The 16006-nt window shown below is 64.8% G+C and carries 16 protein-coding genes; 13 read left to right on the forward strand and 3 right to left on the reverse strand.

The features are described 5' to 3' along the window. Positions 1 to 1191: 1191 nt before the first annotated feature. The 4 genes from ACQFZP_RS03755 to ACQFZP_RS03770 all read left to right on the forward strand — a co-directional run bounded on the left by ACQFZP_RS03755 (position 1192) and on the right by ACQFZP_RS03770 (position 4743). Positions 1192 to 2544 (forward strand): hypothetical protein, encoded by a 1353-nt coding sequence (locus ACQFZP_RS03755; protein ID WP_211890379.1) that lies wholly within the window; start codon positions 1192 to 1194, stop codon positions 2542 to 2544. A 40-nt stretch (positions 2545 to 2584) separates the two neighbouring features. Next, positions 2585 to 3025 carry a hypothetical protein gene (locus tag ACQFZP_RS03760; RefSeq protein ID WP_211890380.1) on the forward strand — a complete coding sequence of 147 codons (441 nt, stop codon included), beginning with the start codon at positions 2585 to 2587 and terminating at the stop codon, positions 3023 to 3025. A gap of 104 nt (positions 3026 to 3129) precedes the next feature. Then, positions 3130 to 3483 carry a hypothetical protein gene (locus ACQFZP_RS03765; protein WP_211890381.1) on the forward strand — a complete coding sequence of 118 codons (354 nt, stop codon included), beginning with the start codon at positions 3130 to 3132 and terminating at the stop codon, positions 3481 to 3483. A 681-nt stretch (positions 3484 to 4164) separates the two neighbouring features. Then, positions 4165 to 4743 (forward strand): hypothetical protein, encoded by a 579-nt coding sequence (locus ACQFZP_RS03770; protein WP_211890382.1) that lies wholly within the window; start codon positions 4165 to 4167, stop codon positions 4741 to 4743. Between the two features lie 30 nt (positions 4744 to 4773). On the opposite strand, the gene ACQFZP_RS03775 is transcribed toward ACQFZP_RS03770, so the two are convergent. Continuing rightward, positions 4774 to 5577, reverse strand: a complete 804-nt coding sequence (locus ACQFZP_RS03775; RefSeq protein WP_211890383.1) for a hypothetical protein — start codon at positions 5575 to 5577, stop codon at positions 4774 to 4776. A gap of 80 nt (positions 5578 to 5657) precedes the next feature. Between ACQFZP_RS03775 and ACQFZP_RS03780 the strand changes: the two genes are divergently transcribed. The 5 genes from ACQFZP_RS03780 (at position 5658) to ACQFZP_RS03800 (ending at position 9074) form a co-directional block, all read left to right on the forward strand. Then, entirely contained in the window at positions 5658 to 5885 is a 228-nt protein-coding gene (locus ACQFZP_RS03780) for a hypothetical protein (RefSeq protein ID WP_211890384.1), read from the forward strand. 52 nt (positions 5886 to 5937) lie between these two features. Further along, positions 5938 to 6114 (forward strand): hypothetical protein, encoded by a 177-nt coding sequence (locus ACQFZP_RS03785; RefSeq protein WP_211890385.1) that lies wholly within the window; start codon positions 5938 to 5940, stop codon positions 6112 to 6114. A gap of 237 nt (positions 6115 to 6351) precedes the next feature. After that, a complete protein-coding gene (locus ACQFZP_RS03790; RefSeq protein WP_211890386.1) occupies positions 6352 to 6753 on the forward strand; it encodes a hypothetical protein in 402 nt (133 codons plus the stop codon). Positions 6754 to 6860: 107 nt separating this feature from the next. Continuing rightward, complete coding sequence (locus ACQFZP_RS03795) at positions 6861 to 8096, forward strand: helix-turn-helix domain-containing protein (RefSeq protein WP_211890387.1); 1236 nt, start codon at positions 6861 to 6863, stop codon at positions 8094 to 8096. 348 nt (positions 8097 to 8444) lie between these two features. Further along, positions 8445 to 9074, forward strand: coding sequence for a hypothetical protein (locus ACQFZP_RS03800; protein ID WP_211890388.1), 630 nt, complete (start codon positions 8445 to 8447; stop codon positions 9072 to 9074). 119 nt (positions 9075 to 9193) lie between these two features. Here ACQFZP_RS03800 and ACQFZP_RS03805 read toward each other — a convergent pair whose 3' ends face one another. Beyond that, the gene (locus ACQFZP_RS03805) at positions 9194 to 9850 is read right to left on the reverse strand and encodes a hypothetical protein (protein ID WP_211890389.1); all 657 of its coding nucleotides are present in this window, start codon (positions 9848 to 9850) and stop codon (positions 9194 to 9196) included. 621 nt (positions 9851 to 10471) lie between these two features. Between ACQFZP_RS03805 and ACQFZP_RS03810 the strand changes: the two genes are divergently transcribed. Together ACQFZP_RS03810 and ACQFZP_RS03815 are read left to right on the forward strand one after the other, a co-directional pair. After that, positions 10472 to 11401, forward strand: coding sequence for a helix-turn-helix domain-containing protein (locus tag ACQFZP_RS03810; RefSeq protein ID WP_211890390.1), 930 nt, complete (start codon positions 10472 to 10474; stop codon positions 11399 to 11401). A 298-nt stretch (positions 11402 to 11699) separates the two neighbouring features. Next, on the forward strand, positions 11700 to 12434 hold the full coding sequence (locus ACQFZP_RS03815) for a hypothetical protein (protein WP_211890391.1): 735 nt from the start codon (positions 11700 to 11702) through the stop codon (positions 12432 to 12434). Positions 12435 to 12568: 134 nt separating this feature from the next. Here ACQFZP_RS03815 and ACQFZP_RS03820 read toward each other — a convergent pair whose 3' ends face one another. After that, positions 12569 to 13414: a hypothetical protein gene (locus tag ACQFZP_RS03820; protein ID WP_211890392.1), complete on the reverse strand. Its 846-nt coding sequence runs from the start codon at positions 13412 to 13414 to the stop codon at positions 12569 to 12571. A 449-nt stretch (positions 13415 to 13863) separates the two neighbouring features. Here ACQFZP_RS03820 and ACQFZP_RS03825 point away from each other — a divergent pair, with 449 nt between their 5' ends. Both ACQFZP_RS03825 and ACQFZP_RS03830 read left to right on the forward strand, forming a co-directional pair. After that, positions 13864 to 14811 (forward strand): AraC family transcriptional regulator, encoded by a 948-nt coding sequence (locus ACQFZP_RS03825; RefSeq protein WP_211890393.1) that lies wholly within the window; start codon positions 13864 to 13866, stop codon positions 14809 to 14811. A 453-nt stretch (positions 14812 to 15264) separates the two neighbouring features. Next, a complete protein-coding gene (locus tag ACQFZP_RS03830; RefSeq protein WP_104312065.1) occupies positions 15265 to 15744 on the forward strand; it encodes a hypothetical protein in 480 nt (159 codons plus the stop codon). Positions 15745 to 16006: the final 262 nt, after the last annotated feature.

A 16006-nucleotide genomic window follows, 5' to 3' on the forward strand; every position in this document is an offset into this window, starting at 1 on the left:
TCGCTCCCAGGCTCTCGACCGACCAGCGGCGAGGCGGCCGGGTGACGCGGTGCGCCTTGCGGTGGTGCTGCGTGTGTCCCGCCGCCGAAATCGAATCCGGGTGCGCGGACGGGTGGGGAGTCGCTCGCCGGCATGTGCGGGGCCGCGGAAGACATCACCGAGAACGTTCACGTCGAACGTGACCAACCTTGACAGCAAGGACTTCGTGATCAAGTAGCCGAGACCGCGGTAGGCACTTGCACCCGCAGGCCCATGGCGGCTCGGGTGCGAGTTTGCCAGGCTCCGTTCGTGCGCAAACCGACGCCGGGCCACCGGCATGCCGTTGCCGGGGAATGCGCGCCAAGGTCCAGGCCACTTCGCGCGACTGATAGCGCATAGCGACCCTTTTCCGTCTGTATCGCGCCAAAGAGCGTCTCCGCCTCGTCGGGTTCCAAGCTCGTAGCTAGGCTCGCGCAGTCGAACTCCGGACGGTCGTCTCGACCAGCCGCGGTGAGAATCCGGTGACCCGGTGGGCGCCCCGTTCCGCCGATGCAGGTCAGGCGCACCATGCCGACGCGGCGCCGGTGACGAAACGAACGGAAACTGATGCGAATCCCCGCCACACGCTTGCTCTCTGCCCTGGTGCTGAGCGCAGCCGTCATCGGCACGACGTTGACACCCGCTGTCGCTGCCACGCTGGACTCGGCAACGATACCCAAGGTAGTAACTTGCACGCCAGCGAGCACAGGTGCGCCGACGCCCCGCGCAGCGGCGACTCCGACCGGGAACGGTTGTTCATCACATACGGCGCCGACGAACGCGACGGCACGGCAAGCTGCAGTAACCACCACCGGGACAACGACCGCGAACCCCGTTCCGACTCCACTGGACGTGACCACGGCAACCGCGACGCCAACAACGTCGAGCCCTGTCCAGACGCCTCCCGATGTGCCCACGCCATCCGCGACGCCGAAGCCCCTGGCATCACCCACCATGACGCTGAACGATCCTCCAAAGACGACTCCCGATCCGGTTGAATCGCTCCCGCCGGACAGCGCCCAAGAAGGTGACCCCTCAGTGCCGGAGCAGCTGCGCGCAGCGAGCCCAGAGAGCGCCCAGTGCTACGGATCGTCCAGCCTGAACTGGATCTGCAGCGGACCTTTCCAGAACGCCGTCCCCGGCTGGAACATCATCAACAACGCCGAAGGAGGCATGACCTCAGCCGGCATCGCGACCGCGGGCGGCGTGCACCAGCTGTACCTGAGCCGTAGCGTCACGATCCCCGCATCCGGATCGGTGCAGCTCGCCTCTCCCGTAGGTAAGCCCTACCCGGACGCAAAGCTCGGCCGCCTCGTCATGGACGCGCAGATCGGCGGCATTGACGGCAAGCTCACCCAGCGCCCCGACCTGACCGACCCACGTCAGCTCTGGGTCTTCACCCGGGACGCGGCCGGCGCGGCCAAGACTGTCGCCCAGAACGCCCCCATCGTGTCGCTCGACAAGCCCCGCCCGGGCGCGACATCGATCTTCTGGCTCGGTTCGAACAACCTCGACGACATGGCCCGCGTCAAGGACGACACCGCCCGCATGATTGAGCTGCACCAGGCGACTTCCAACGCGCCGTTCTACGTCGTCGAGCTGCCGCCGGCCTGGGGCGGTAACGAGCACCCTGTGACCGCCAACCGGAAGAGCCTCAACGCTTGGATCAAGCAGAACTACGGAGAGCGCGTCATTCCTCTCGCCGACTACCTTTCGAACGGGGCCCTCTACGACGCTGGAATCACACGCACCCAGGCTGACCTCGATGCCATCGCTCGAGGCGTCAATCCTCGCTCGTTCTGGATGTCGGCCACCGACCTCACGCACATGAACAGCACTGGTCAAAATGTCGCGGCCCGTTACTTCGCCAGGTTCGTCCGTGACGACGAGACTTACAGCCAGGCGTACTCCCGCTTCAACGCGCAGTCGACTATGAACGTCAGCGTCAATGGGGGACAGGTGACCGTCTCCGGCCACGCCTTCGACTACTCGGACCTGTTCCAGTCGATACCGGTCGGGATCACCGTCAACGGCGCGTGGAACGCGACGATGGCCTCCGGCGCATCGACCAACCTGTTCGCGTACGGCATCCCCGGTCGCCACTCCTACTCGATGACGTTCAACCTGAACCCGGGCAAGCACTTCATCTGCTCCGTGGGCGTCAACTTCGGTGCCGGAAACGACTATTTCCCGGCGTGCCAGACGGTCACCGTCCAGAAGGCTGCTGCGCCCATCGGGCAGGTGATGGATGCACCCGCGTCGAACCGAATGCACCAGTTCGCCGGGTGGACGTACACGCCGGGCAACCCGGCCCGCTCGATCCCCGTAGCGATCCTCGTCGACGGGAAATGGCGCCACGCCATCACAGCCAACCGGGACTCGCCCTACCTCAAAGGCGTCCCCGGTAAGCACGCCTTCTGGACAGCGGCTGTCTTCGCTCCCGGTAAGCACTCCATGTGCGCCGTCGCGATCGAGTCCGACACCAACATGACCAACCTCGGTTGCAAGGACTTCGTCATCAAGTAGCGCTGAGCAGTCTCGTCGCTTCGGCCCTGCGTAGATGGGCATGAACCCATCCAGTCCCGTCGCTTTCGCCGCGCACTCCGGCGGCATCCTCCTGTTGCGGCGCACGTTCGATGCGGTCTTCATCTCGCTCGGGGCTCTCCTGCTCGCCTTCGCGGCCGATTCCGCCCTCAACCCGCCCACCAGCGACACCGTCATGTTCACCATCACGGCGACGAACACGGGGACGAAGCCCATCGGCAACGGGCGCATCCACGACGCCGCGGGCGACGAGCTCGGCGGGACCCTCTCCTGCCCCGGCGCACCCCTCGAACTAAGGAAGAAGCTGTCCTGCAACGCAGACATCGCTTGGAAAGCCGACTCGGCTCAGGCAACCCGAATCATCTCCGGCGTTCTCGTCGGTGCCGCATCCCTGACCGCGGGAATCCTTGTGCTCCGGTTCCCCGGGCGGCCCAGCGTCACAGCGACGGGGCCCGAGGCATGAAGGACCGTTTTGCGCCCAAATCCCTCTATCTCCCGTCATTCCATCCCAGCGATCGTGTCGCTCGTCCGCACCGGTCCAAGCCATCCCTACGTTGAGGCCCGCTCATGAAACGAACCACCGCCATCACCTCGGCCGCAGCGATCACCGTCACGCTCCTCGCGATGGCCGCGCTCACCGTCAACGCCCGCCAGCAGCTGCCCGTCAGCGACGCCGTCACGTGCACCGTCACCGCTAAGGGAGCCGAAGACGGCGCAGAACAGATCAAGCATCTGCGCATCGACACCGTGGACTGCGGCAGCTTCCGAGTCGCCGACCCGATCCTCATCGACGTTGGGACCCGCGCTGACCTCTACCGTTCGATCGAGACCGGGCAGACATACACGTTCGACACTCGCGGCGACCGAATCGAGTTCCTCGGGCTAGTCCCCGGCATCGTCGCCGCGACTCCCGCCGGGTAGCGCCCGCGTGAGCGCGTGGCAGGACGTGCCCACCGGCGCCTGGTTGCTGGTCATAGTGCACCTATTCCGCGCCGGCGACGACAGGTGGATCGTCGTCGACTCCGAAGCGCGAACGTGACGAGGAACGAGGCACCGTCTACTCGCGCGAGCTGGCGAACATGCACACTGGCATCGCGGACGTCCTGGATGCCGTGTCCCGCTTCGATGACGGCTCCGGGGCACGTGAGCGATGATCGACTGGTCGAAGTTCAGCGAGCAGCAGGAGCAGGACTGCAAGCGCCTCATTGAGTACTCCGGCGAGGCGTAGCCGCACTCGTGCTCGGCGGACTAGAGGTGACATGGTCCTCCTTCACGCCCGGGACGTGTGTGCCGGCACTGGCCGTCGTGACACCAGGCGGTCTTCATTCGGCGGGTGTGCCGGTGACTGACCTGAAGCCCCTCCGGCCGTGGCCGCACCGGTCACTGCAGAGTCCCGCTGGCATCACCCATCTTCATGTAGTGAATGCTCAGTCCGCGCGACAGTTTGCGACAATCTTCTGCCTTCTTGCGTCTGAACAGGGCCAACGGCGTGGCACGGGATCCAGCTATGCCTACGGTGAACGCTGCTTCTGTATCCCAGGGGCTTCACCGAGCTGGGTCGCAGGGCGCGAGCAGTGCGCCCGCGTTCACCAGAGGGTCCCGATGACACCACCAGGCCATGTCCACAATCCTGCAGGAGACACTGGCACACCCAGCCGCCGAGCGCTGCTGAAACGCGGTGCCTGGGCGGCACCCGTCGTTGCTCTCACCGTCGCGACACCCCAAGCTGCGGCGTCAGCAGGGCAAGCGACGACACGCTTCAACACGACGCCGCAGATGTTCATCCAGGGCTCCGCGTGGAGCCCGGCACGGAACGGCAGCGTCGCCCTTGGCTACCGGTTCGAGACCAAGTTCGAGAACATCTACCAGCCCCACGCCGTCACGATCCTCACCACCGACCTCGTGATTTCCTACCCATCCGCGTACATAGCGGACCTACCCCTCACCAATCTCAGCAACGGACTCGTCGAGGTTGGCCGGGCCGTGAGCGGCGAAACGATCACCTTCAGATTGCGGCTCACGGAGACGATTGCGAACGCTGCGTCATCGTCAGACATGAGTTGGGTCGCCACTGCCGCCCCCGGCGTCTCAACCTCCCAGGCCGTCCCGTTCTCCGTCACGCTGACTTCGCCCCAGTCGTCCACGACACTCGCGCACTCCGGCACCAACCCGACCTGGTAGCCGCCGCTCCACCCCTGCAAGGTCACGCGTTCAGCGCGCGAATCTCCCTTCTTGGCAACCGGTGGGACCGACCGCCGCGCACAGTCCCCGTGACCCACGAGGAGACTTGCCCTTGACCCACACTTCTGACGCTTGCCGCGAGTCCGCCCGCGGCAACAGAGTCGCCGACGCGGGCACCGTTGTTCCCATCGATTCGCTCAGGGAAGGCGACCGCGTGGACATGCGCCAGGTGATCGAAGCCCACATCGACCGCGCGGACTGAGACCTGGATAGCGCGGTCCGCGAGCTCATGCGCTCCTCGCCCTGTTCCCGACCGCCGTTCGCGCGGATGTGACGTTCACCGATCGCATCGGTCGCTTCGACGGGCCCGTGGAAGACCCGGACGTCGTGCGAGTCCAGGATTTCGCGATCTCCGACACGGACCACGTTGACCTGGTGGAGTAACTCGACGAGGACATCGAGCAGATCAAGGACACCGCGGCCGAGAAACATCGCAAGCTCACGAAGGCGGAGCAGAACAAGCTCACCACCCTCGAGGCCGAACGCGCCACGTTGCGGGAGCACGCGGAAATCGCGCCCTCCGCGATGGAGCACCAGGCCATGTCGGCCGACTTCAACCGCGAGTACCAGCTGAGCATCTCGAAGGTGGACCTCTCCGTCGACGAAGCGAAGGACATCCACTTCGAGGCGATGGACCGAGCCCGCGCCGCAGCCCACGCCACCATCGACCTGTGCCGACAGGACCTCGCCGCCTACGCCGAGGACTACCGGCTCGACAAGGTCGACCACGTCGAGGTCCACACTCGCGCCGCGGACGCGTTTGAGGAAGAGCACGAGAACAGATACATCAACCGGATCTTCGACCGCGACGGCGAGGTCGTCTACGGCTACGCGACCGGCAGGAGAGCGACGACGTGTACGAGCTCGCGGAGTTCGCCGAGCAGGGCATCTACTACCCGAACGCGAAGACGAACGATGCGAACCTGCTTCAGATGTCGAAGCTCGCCCGCGACGCCGCCACCTTTGGCATCGACCCGCAGTACCCTTCCAAGGGACTGCCGGCATCGACCGGGACGTCCGGGAAGCTGCCGCTGTGGGACCCGAGTTCCGACCCGACCAGCGTCTTTCTCTTCGATGCCTGAGCTGATCGCCAGTCTGGACTAGGCATCGTTCTGGATCGGTGTCGCGGCCGCCGTGCTCGTGCCGGCTCTGATCTTCGCGACCTGGTTCGCCGCCATATGCGTCTACGTCCTCGCCACCAACCGGCGCTTCGGGCTCGGCGGATGCATGGTCTGCAATCGGGCGCCCGTGTGCGAGATGAAGGAGAAGACGGAACTGCAGGTGCCGTTCCCGAAGCTCTGGCACAACTAGGTGCTGGCGCGGATGCCCGCGCATCGGAAGGCGTGGCGAGCGCACCGCTGACGCCCCGACAACTGCGCCGCCCGAACCCGCTGAACCCGCCGACCGAAGTTTCACGCATACAAAAGGATTGGCTCGCTATGACGACTGCAGCAAGTTCAGGACGTGAAGCCGCCCGCGGCAACGGCACCACGGGAGGCCAGTTGGCTTCCAGGACCACAGACTGCCAGCGGCCGCTCCCCAGTCGACTTGAACGAGCTCGAGGCAACCCGCATCCAGGTGTTCAACCCGCAGGCGACGTCCGTGAGGAACATGGCGGTGACGACCGCCGCGATCCACCGCGACGTCGGCTTCGAGGACCTGTCGCGGTCCGAACGGCGTGCGCACCAGCACGTGGACAAGGACCGCGGCTGGATCCTCGACGAGCTCCCGCGGGATGACCGAGGCGAGATGAACGGTCTGGAAGCCCTGTGGCAGGTTGCAATAGCTCCGAATAACCCCGAGCAGACCTGGGGGATCCGGGCCGGGGCCTCCACGACCGCGATCGCAGCACAGCAGCGCACCAACGTCCTGGCCGCCAGTCACGGGCTCGAGTTCGACCCCGCGACGGCGGAACGTTCCCCGGCTTCGGAGACGGACGCGCCACGCTGAGCCACCGTCGCGGGTGAGGAGCGTGCGCGGGCTTCCGGAGCGCGCCCATCCGCAGACGTGACCGGATTAGCTGTCAGTTCGTCAAGGGTCTAGTTGCAACTGGTGTCGTGTGTATCGACCCGCTGAGAAAAACTGGTCGAAATTTGAGAAGAACTGGTCGGGTACCCCGGGATCAGCCATTTCGCGACAGTGCCGACGTGTACGTGACGCAAAATGAACGCTTGCGCGTCGGAAGACGTGTCAGCGCTCGCATCCGGGCCGGATGCATGTCTTTGCACGCGCATACGCTTGCCGGAACTTCTCACTGGAGGTGGAATGTGCATGAAGCGAGCGCTCATGGAGCGGCAGCGGGTGCTGTCACGCGTGAAGTCGTCCTTGATGACGACGCCGCGATCGAGTGGGTTGCCGCACTCGGCTGGGTGGCTGAGCCCATCAACTCGCGCTTCCAAATTGTCGCTGACCTGATCCGAACCGACAGCTTCGCGATCGGCCGCATCTGGCACACGCCGGCTTACCTCTCGTGCGTCGTCGACGACGAGACCCCGCCGGGCCTGTTCCACTCGATGTACGGCATCGAGGGCACCCAGATCCTGACGTCCGAATCGGAACGAGTCGATCTGCGCCCCGGCCAGATGCACGTGGAATCCTTCGGGGAGCCGCTCACGATCACGTCCCACGAGCCGGTCGCACGTTTGTTCTTCGTCTCCAGCTGGGCGCGCTTGCGAGACTTAGAGGGGCGCGTCGCCGAACCGCATTCGGGCCTCTTCGGCGCCTGCAACGCGTACCAGGATATCTTCACCAGCGCAGCACACGCAGCACTGAACTCCGTGACCACCGTCGAAGGCGCAGGATTCAACCGCGTCAGGACCGGGCTGGACCAGCTCTTCGCTGGTGTGCTCGCCGATGACGCGCCGGCACGACCTAGGCGAGCGCGCGGGGTCGGAACCTCGGGAGAGGGGAGAGATGGCATCCGAGTCACGCCATCGTTGCTTCGGCGGGCGTCGCAGCGGATCGAAGCCTCCGCAAGTGACGTCACCTTCGACGCTGGCAGGCTCGCACGCGACCTCGGAGTCTCCACGGCGAGTCTGTATCGGGCGTACGAAGACACAAACCTGACGCCGGCCTCTCAGCTTCGACGGGTTCGAGCTCGGCTCGCGCGAGACCTGTTGGAAGCACCGGGGGAGTTCGGTGACGTCGACACCCAAGATCTGAAGTGCATCGCTGCGGCTGCCGGTTTCGGCTCGGTGCGTGCCATGCGTCGCGCCCTCGATGGGCTCTCGGACAGCGAGAGCGAAGCTCAGTCGGACATCTCAGCAGACGAATTTGGCATCGCTCGGATCTGAGCGCTGACGCTCACATTCCCACTAGCTGAGAAAGACCGACCGGAAAGTCGGCCGCTCTCGGGTCGACTCTCGCTATTACTGCCACTGTTTCTCAAACTGAGTGCTGATTCTTCTCTGAGTTTGGACCCGGAAGGAGCTTCAGATAGCTTTCAGAAGGGGTTGCGGTTTCATCAAAAGCAGACCTCGCGCTTGGTGGTAGCGCACTTGCGTTCGTGCCGAGATGCAATGCAGTAATGACCTGGGATCTCCGACCGATGGCAGTTTGCCAATAATCCCTCACGGTCTCGTTCAAGTGGACCGCCGTGGTCTATTCGCGACCTCGTTTCAGCGACAGAGAAAGAGCACACATTGACAAAGAACACCTCTGAGAACCACGGCGCGGCCGGGGACACAACGCGTCGTCGGGTCTTGCAGACGGCGGCCTGGACGGTGCCGGTGATCGCGATGACCACCGCAGCTCCAGCATTCGCGGCATCGCCGCCGCGAACGTTCGAGATCCAGTCCAGATTCGGCTTGGGTTGGTATCCAGCGACGCAGGGGTCGTCGACCGACGGCGCGCTCCAGTACGACGCGAAGAGCCCGGGGCAGTATCTGCGCGTGGCAGGAACACAGCCCGGAGACGTGCTCTCGAACATCTACTACGAGGTGCTCATCTCCACCGGGTGGCCAGCCCCGACCTTCGCGCCTATCCCTGGCTCGAACACCGCGTGGTCGACACTCGCCAACACGGGCACGACGACCGTCGTCGGTGGCGTCACCTACCGCGTCTATCGCTCGAGCTACACCGGCACCGTGACCGCGACAGGAGCGACGACCAACATCCCGGTCGACTTCTTCTTCCGTTCCGATGGCCCTTACTACAGCGGCCAGACTGGACAGACGCGTCGATACGTGACGGTCAACAGCCAGCCCGTCGAGCTCATCAGGGACCCGGCCGACATCAACAACACGAACGTCGTGAACTACCCCACGCCGTAACTCCTGGCGTCAACAGCCAGAGCGCTCGAGCAGATCCCGGACCTGTGAGACCAGAGAGGGGGCCAAGACTGCTGCAGTCTTGGCCCCCTTTCTCGGTTCCCGAGATGCCCGTTGCCAGCCTACGAGCGGCAGCCGGCCGCGGAAATGCGGGGCAGTCCGATCCGAATGTCGTCGTTGGTGCGGCCGGCGTTGTTGGTCACCCCCGGGACGAGGAAGACGATCGCGAACGTCACAGCGGCATTGCTGGGGGCCGTCCAGGTGAATGAGTGGGTTTGCACGCCACTGAGGTTGTTCGCTGGGCCGCCGGCGGTCGACTTCGTGATGCCCGCCCACTGGGTTGTGGTGTTGATGCGCATGTTCAGTGTCTGCGAGTCGGTCAACGTGGTGTTCGTGCTCGTGACGAACGTGAAGGTGTAGCTCGTCCCGCTGACCGGGACGAACACCGTCGACCACTGCACGGTCGTGGTGCCACCGGCAACGTTCCTGTCCTGCACGGACAGGAACGAGTTCGCGTTGTTCTCGGGCAGCGCGAGGTATGTCCCGCCGACGCGGTTGTTGTAGGTCGGATCGGGGTGCACTCGCAACTGACCGGTTGTGCTCGCCGTCCAGCTCGCCGCCGACTCAAACTGCGGGCACGGTGGGGACGCCGCTGCCATCGGGGCTGCGGCCGCGACGGCGATCACGGGGATGGACCAGGCAGCGCCGGCCACGATCGTGCGTCGCTTCAACGATCCTGGCGCGTCGGCCTGGTTCGAGCTGTCGAGAGAATCCGACATGAGTTCCCTTTCCTTGGTGACCACTGCGCTCCAACGGGAACTTCCTGCGGATACCGATCACGATGCACGCGAGGTGGCTCTATGAATTGCACGCCGAGAATCAGACGTCAATCCAAACGGTATCGACTTCACGCGCTCCGCGTGCGCTCAGAGAAAGAACGGCGGAAGAAATGGCACGCGAGCATTCGCGACGGCTCCACTCGAATTCCCCAGGGGTTTGGAGAGGTGCGGGTGACGAGAAATCTCGCGCGATCCTTTTGCGACGAATTGCGCTCATTTTGCGTCAAACGGGCCTTTGTGAAATGGAAGCAACAATTCCTGCGGCATTCTGACTACCGCCGGTCGGTGGTGTGCTCTGGGGAGCCGCGTCTTCGCGGGGATCTCGGGGGAGATCCGCGCACCACCCATCCGTGCCGGACTCCTGCGGGTCGACGGCCCCCACTGCCGCCCGCAGGAGTCTCTCTTGTGCGCGCCACAGGCCTCCGGTTCCGACGCAGATGAGCCGCGTGTGGGTCGGGAGCTGATGTTGGCGCGCGTCGCCGCGGACGCTTCACGTCACCACCCACGGTCCCACCACCGACCGCCGCCGAGGCACATCGTTCTAATCGACTTGGAGGACCCATGGAGCGCGTCGCTCGTGCCCACTACAACGAAGCCACCGGCTGGAGTCCCTTTCCTGGATACCGCACGCAGCAGTTCAGAATCCGAGGCCCGCTGCCCCCGGGCATTGACAAGGCGCTCAGGGCCGGCGTGGACCTGCGTGCGACCTCGGGTACCGCGACGATCGAGGCCTCGTTGCTGCGCTTCGACCGGTACCTGATCGTGCGGGGCGAGAGCTCGCCGATCGACCTTGTCTGGAAGCGCGAGCGCGCCTCAGCCCAGGATCGAGCACTGGTGCTGTTCCTCGAGCAAGGATCGCTCGAGGTGGCTTCCGACCAGCGACGGCTTCGGCTCGAGGCGTCGCAGATCGCGATCGTGCCACCCGGGGCCGGCCCAGTCGTCCTCCACGCCCACGAGAAAATCGCCGGGGTCATCTTCTCCTTCGCAGCCAGCGAGCTCGCACCGCTCCAGACTCGGTGGTACCACTCCGACGGAGGCGTGGTCCGCGAGAGCGTGCTCGCACTCCTGACTGCAGCCGCGACAGCGTCGCCGGTGCCGGACCCGCAAGCCGCGACCTCACTGCGGTCGTTGCTGCGCGCTGCCGCTCACTCGCTGCTGGTCGAATCCACCCATGTCGCCAACCTGCGCGACACCGACACGCTCGCGCTGGTCAGGCTCATCGTGGAGAACCGATTCCAGGTGCCGGGCTTCTCCGTCGACGGCATCGCCCGCGAAGCTGGCCTCAGCCGCAGAGTCCTCGAGCGCAGACTCCAGGCAGGTGGCGCGAGCGCCGCCGCGATCCTCCGCGAGCGACGCGTCCAGAACGCCGAAGCCCTGATGCGAGAACAGCCGGGACTACCTGCTCGAGAGGTCGCGTCACAAAGCGGATTCTCCTCGCCGGTGACCCTGCGACGAGCGCTCGCCTCGCAGCGCACCAGCCTCGAGCCCTGACCGTTGCCCACCGCCCCGGCAGGATGCTGGGACAGTTGTTCTCAGATGCCGTGCCGGTCTTTCTCTCAACGCCTAGCACCGGCGGCCGGCGCATAGCTTGATGGTGAAGCCGCGAAGCACGTGCGCAATACTCCATCCCCCGGAGGACACCCTGCACCCCCCCCACGACGATTCCTCAGCCCCCGGTGGTGCGCGTCACGAGCGACGAGTTGTCGTGCGAAGCCCTGGCTGGCTCCTCCCGATCACCGCGCCTCCCGGCTCGCACACCCCCATGCCAGCTACCGAGAAAGAGCACACATTGACGCAGCACGACACTGAACCTCAGGACCCCTCCGGATCATCGACGCGCCGGCAGGTCCTCCAGACCGCGGCATGGACGGTGCCCGTCCTCGCCACCGCCGTCGCGGCACCGCTCGCCGCAGCTTCGCCAGGCGGATGCGGGACCCTAAACTGGTCAGCCGCGCCGGTCACCGTCAACAACACTCGAGTGGCGACCGTGTCCACGGGCGGCAGCAGCGCCAGCATCACGATCGTTCGTTCCACGATCGCAGGGACTCCTCTGACGGGATCCTTCACGCCGCTTGGAGCACCCCCGAACCCGTCGATCGCGCCGTCCGGTTCGCTCTACATGGTTCAGCAGACCGCGGCTGCAAACGCGCCTGCGCGTCAGCGGCTCACGTTCACCAGCACCGTCCCTATCCGAAGCGTGCGGTTCATCGTGCATGACCACACGAGAGGCATCACCTACAGCGATGGCGTGAGCATCGAAGGCTTCGCTACACGTGACGCAACCTTCCTGGACACCAGGCCTGCAGGCATCACCCGCACCGGAACCGGATCCAACGCATCCCCGTGGGGACTGTCCGGCGTCGACACGGTGAACGCGACCGGACGTACTCAGATCACAGCATCGTCTCCGACCGCCAACGTGTCGTCGTTCACCTTCGACTACAGCAACCTGACCACGCCGGTCGTAGCCGGCGGCTCGAGCATGCAGTACATCGCGCTCTCCAACATCGAGATCTGCTTCTAGGGCAACGAGCCAAAAGCCCACACCCAAACGGAACCGCCCCGATGAGTCACCTCATCGGGGCGGTTCTGCGTAGGGGGAGGGGTGCGCCATCGCCCAGGAAGGCAACCGGCGGCAACTCTCCGGATGAACGGGCCTTAGCAGGCGATCTGCACGGTGAACCTGATCGAGCTGATGGCGATGAAATGCCATCCCTGGTTCCCGTTGAACGACGTGTAGTCCATGGTGCTGCCGTTCGGGAACGAGTCGAAGCGGAACTCGTCCTGGTACTGCGCCTGCTCCATCGGGTTGGTGGGGAAGAGTCCACCGCTTCTACGGAACGGGTCGGCGAGCGTACCGGTTCCTGCTCCCTGATCGAGCGTCGGCTCCGAAACGATCGACGCAGGCGTGACGCTGAAACCAACTGCGTCCCAGTAGGAGGCACGCCAGGCGGGCACCTCGACGGAGGTGATGTCGAAGATGTCGATCGCGACGTTCGTGGCAGAGATCGCAGCGCCTGATGCGTCGAAGAACTCGAAGGTCAGCGTCTGGCTATCGGTGCCCGGACCGATGGGTGCGGTGGTGCCTTCCTTGCGCTGGTTCAGCACGATCGCGCCGGCCGGACCGAACCCGGAGTAGGTGTAGTCGCCGCTGCCATCGTCCGCGAAGTCGCCGTTCCAGCCGGAGCCGTTCTGGCTGAAGTTGTAGGACTGGCCATTCTGCGTGGTCGTCGTTCCGGGGGCGAGCGTTGACGTGATCCGCACGGTGTACGTGTCAGCTGTGTCCGGGCTCGTCGCGTTCAGCACCTTCACCGACCCCGAGTCCGAGTTCGTCACGAACACAGCGTCGAACTCGGCTGTCGGGCAGGCTGAGGCTGCTGCGAGCGGCACAGCGGTGGCCACGGCCATCACGGGGATTGACCAGGCGGCTCCGGCGACGAGTGTGCGCCTGCCGACGATGGCCGGGGAGGTGCGTGGTGTCGGGTCCTGCGTGGGGTCTGACATGCGAGGTCCTTTCGAGGACGAGAACGAGCTCCGCGCCGGGGGCACTCGCGGGGTGGGGGAGGGGTGATGCGGTGATGCCCGTGTCAGCATTGGGCGCTGCACGTCACAATTTGGCTGCCCAGTGAATCGTAGGGAGCCTGCAACGTGCGAATGGGTTCTGAGAAGAACTGTCGAGAAGAAAAAGCAGCGCGACTGAATGAGGCCGTGGGAAGTGGACTGGATCAGTTGTGGCGCCTGACCAGGGAAGATGAGCGCGAGCCATCGAGGGTACTCAGTACTCTCGACGCCGACTCGCCCCGCCCGCGGTCGGAGGCCGGTCCGCGCCTGGCTCATATTTGTGCAACTCTTCGATTGAGGAGCCGCGAACATTGCCCGCCAAGCGGGGGCGCGAGCCTGCTCAGGTGTTGAGGTGTCGCCGTGCGCGGGATTCGATTGTGCGAGGAGGGTCAATGGAGCAGAACGCGAACGTCAAGTACGACGAAGACCGAGGTTGGGGCTCGTTCCCGGGCTATCAGGCACACTCCTTCCGGCACAAAGGACCACTGCCTCCCTCCATCGACACGGTGCTCAGAGCGGGCGTTGACCTGTTCGCTCCGACCGGATCCGTCACAACGGAGGTGACCATCCTCCGCTTCGACCAGTACGTTGTCGCGCATTGGAGGTGCTCGCCTGTCGACTTCATTTGGAAGCGTGAGCGTTCCTGGTCCCACGGGCGTGGGTTGGCCGTCTTCCTCGAGCGTGGATCGCTGCTGATCACCTCCGGAGACCGCAGCATTGAGCTTGAGGCGAAGCAGCTGGCGATCGTGCCGCCCGGCACCGAGCGCGTCGTCATGCACGCGGATCGGGAATTCGAAGTCACGCTCTTCTCGTTCGACGTGAGCGAAGTGGACTCCACGCGCTTGAGCTGGCACCACGCCGCTGGCGGCATCGTGCGGCAGAGTGTTCTCGGCCTTCTGGAAGCTGCCGCGAAGAGACCACAACCATCGAATCCGCAGTCATCGAGTTCTCTACGCGCCCTCCTCAGGACCGCAGCCACTGCCTTGGTCGTCGAGTCGAGAGACTTTTCCAACCAGGAAGACACAGACACATTCGCTCTCGTTCACCTGATCGTCGAGAACCGATTCCATGACCCGAGCTTCTCCGTCGACGGAATCGCACGTGAAGCCGGTCTCTCTCGCAGGGCCCTCGAACGCCGACTGCGCGGTTCCGGGGCGACTCCTGGCCGAATGCTTCGCACCCGACGCGTGCAGAAGGCACTGGAGTTGAAGCGCGAGATGCCTGGTCTGCCCTTGAGCGAAGTCGCACTGCGCAGCGGTTTCGCAAGCCCCGTCACTATGAGGCGCGCCATCGCTGCCGAGACCGCCGACCAGGAGACGAACCAGGACGCCACACCATGACAGGGCGTTGACGCCAGCTGTCTCCTACGCACGCAGTTGTCACGATGACCGTCAGAATGCGTCGGGCCGACGGCAGGGAGGTGCTTGCCGGCATCGCGCAATCCACGGCCTATCCGCACCGGCGCGCTGCCGTTCACCACGACCCCCGCAGACGGAAACCCCCGCCGAACAGCCTTCAGACGCGTGAGGTGCGAGTGCGGGGTTCCGCATCCTCGCGACCCGCTGATGTGACCCCGGCGAAGCCTGCTGTCTCTTCCGAACCCGATAGTCACGATGGCGGATCGTTCACCGCGATCGCCCTCCATACGGCCACACGTGTACCCGGGAGGCGTCCAGGATCGATTGGGAGCGTGGTCGCGTCACCCGTGCACGGAGAACAGGCGAACGAAGCGAGGTCCAGATGACCGCAAACCCCCCAACTCAGAGCTAGCAGCACCTCCCGAATTGGAGGCCGTGATCGGACGCGGGTGGATCGTGGAAGTACGCCGCTACACCCTCTGGATCCTCGCGATTGCCGTGTTCCACACCATCGCGAGCAGCGGTTCGCGTAGCTACTGTCCGGGTGGTGTGACCGGGGCTGGAGACTATCTCGACGCGAATGGGGAGATCACGGACCAGGTCCCGAATTGTCTCGCGATGACGCTGCAGCCCAGTCCGTTCGCGTACCTTGCGTTGGCGCTCGGATTCGTGAGCATCCTCACCGTGCTCATCCGCCGGGGAACGATCCTCCCAGACGCTCGACGCCAGTTCACTCGTTCATCCATCCTGTTCACCATCGTGATCGTGCTCTGGACCGGAGCGTCGCTCTACTCCCTCTTCACGTTCCCGATCGAGCTCTATGACGGCGGCCTCGCTCGTCCTGACGGATTCATCTTCGGCGATGTCGAAGTCGACATCTCTCCTATGCAGGTCCAGCTGCCGAACCCGAGTTGACCGGCGGCGCTCGGCGATGCCCATCCACAACCACGGACACAGCAAGGAGCACACCCCCACGCCGCCAGCCGGCCACAGGAAGACCGTGCTCGTCGCATTCCGCGCCCTCATGGATCGCAAACGTGGACCCGCGTCCCCTCAGGAATTGTTCACACGCCTTAAACGTGAACAATCCCCAGAGTCGTGTTGAACAACATAGGGTCGATTGATACCCGGGTGTTCGCACCGGCGATCTTGATCCCTGAGCGCGACCCGCGGTGTA

Origin of the sequence: Pseudoclavibacter sp. Marseille-Q434 (assembly GCF_050315415.1) — a bacterium.
Lineage (GTDB): Bacteria > Actinomycetota > Actinomycetes > Actinomycetales > Microbacteriaceae > Pseudoclavibacter.

What these genes read in the sequence shown, in the direction of transcription:
- ACQFZP_RS03755 (WP_211890379.1), top strand. Translation starts at nt 1,192, where the DNA reads ATGACCTCAGCCGGCATCGCGACCGCGGGCGGCGTGCACCAGCTGTAC.
- ACQFZP_RS03760 (WP_211890380.1), top strand. Translation starts at nt 2,585, where the DNA reads ATGAACCCATCCAGTCCCGTCGCTTTCGCCGCGCACTCCGGCGGCATC.
- ACQFZP_RS03765 (WP_211890381.1), top strand. Translation starts at nt 3,130, where the DNA reads ATGAAACGAACCACCGCCATCACCTCGGCCGCAGCGATCACCGTCACG.
- ACQFZP_RS03770 (WP_211890382.1), top strand. Translation starts at nt 4,165, where the DNA reads ATGACACCACCAGGCCATGTCCACAATCCTGCAGGAGACACTGGCACA.
- ACQFZP_RS03805 (WP_211890389.1), bottom strand. Translation starts at nt 9,850, where the DNA reads ATGTCGGATTCTCTCGACAGCTCGAACCAGGCCGACGCGCCAGGATCG.
- ACQFZP_RS03810 (WP_211890390.1), top strand. Translation starts at nt 10,472, where the DNA reads ATGGAGCGCGTCGCTCGTGCCCACTACAACGAAGCCACCGGCTGGAGT.
- ACQFZP_RS03820 (WP_211890392.1), bottom strand. Translation starts at nt 13,414, where the DNA reads ATGTCAGACCCCACGCAGGACCCGACACCACGCACCTCCCCGGCCATC.
- ACQFZP_RS03825 (WP_211890393.1), top strand. Translation starts at nt 13,864, where the DNA reads ATGGAGCAGAACGCGAACGTCAAGTACGACGAAGACCGAGGTTGGGGC.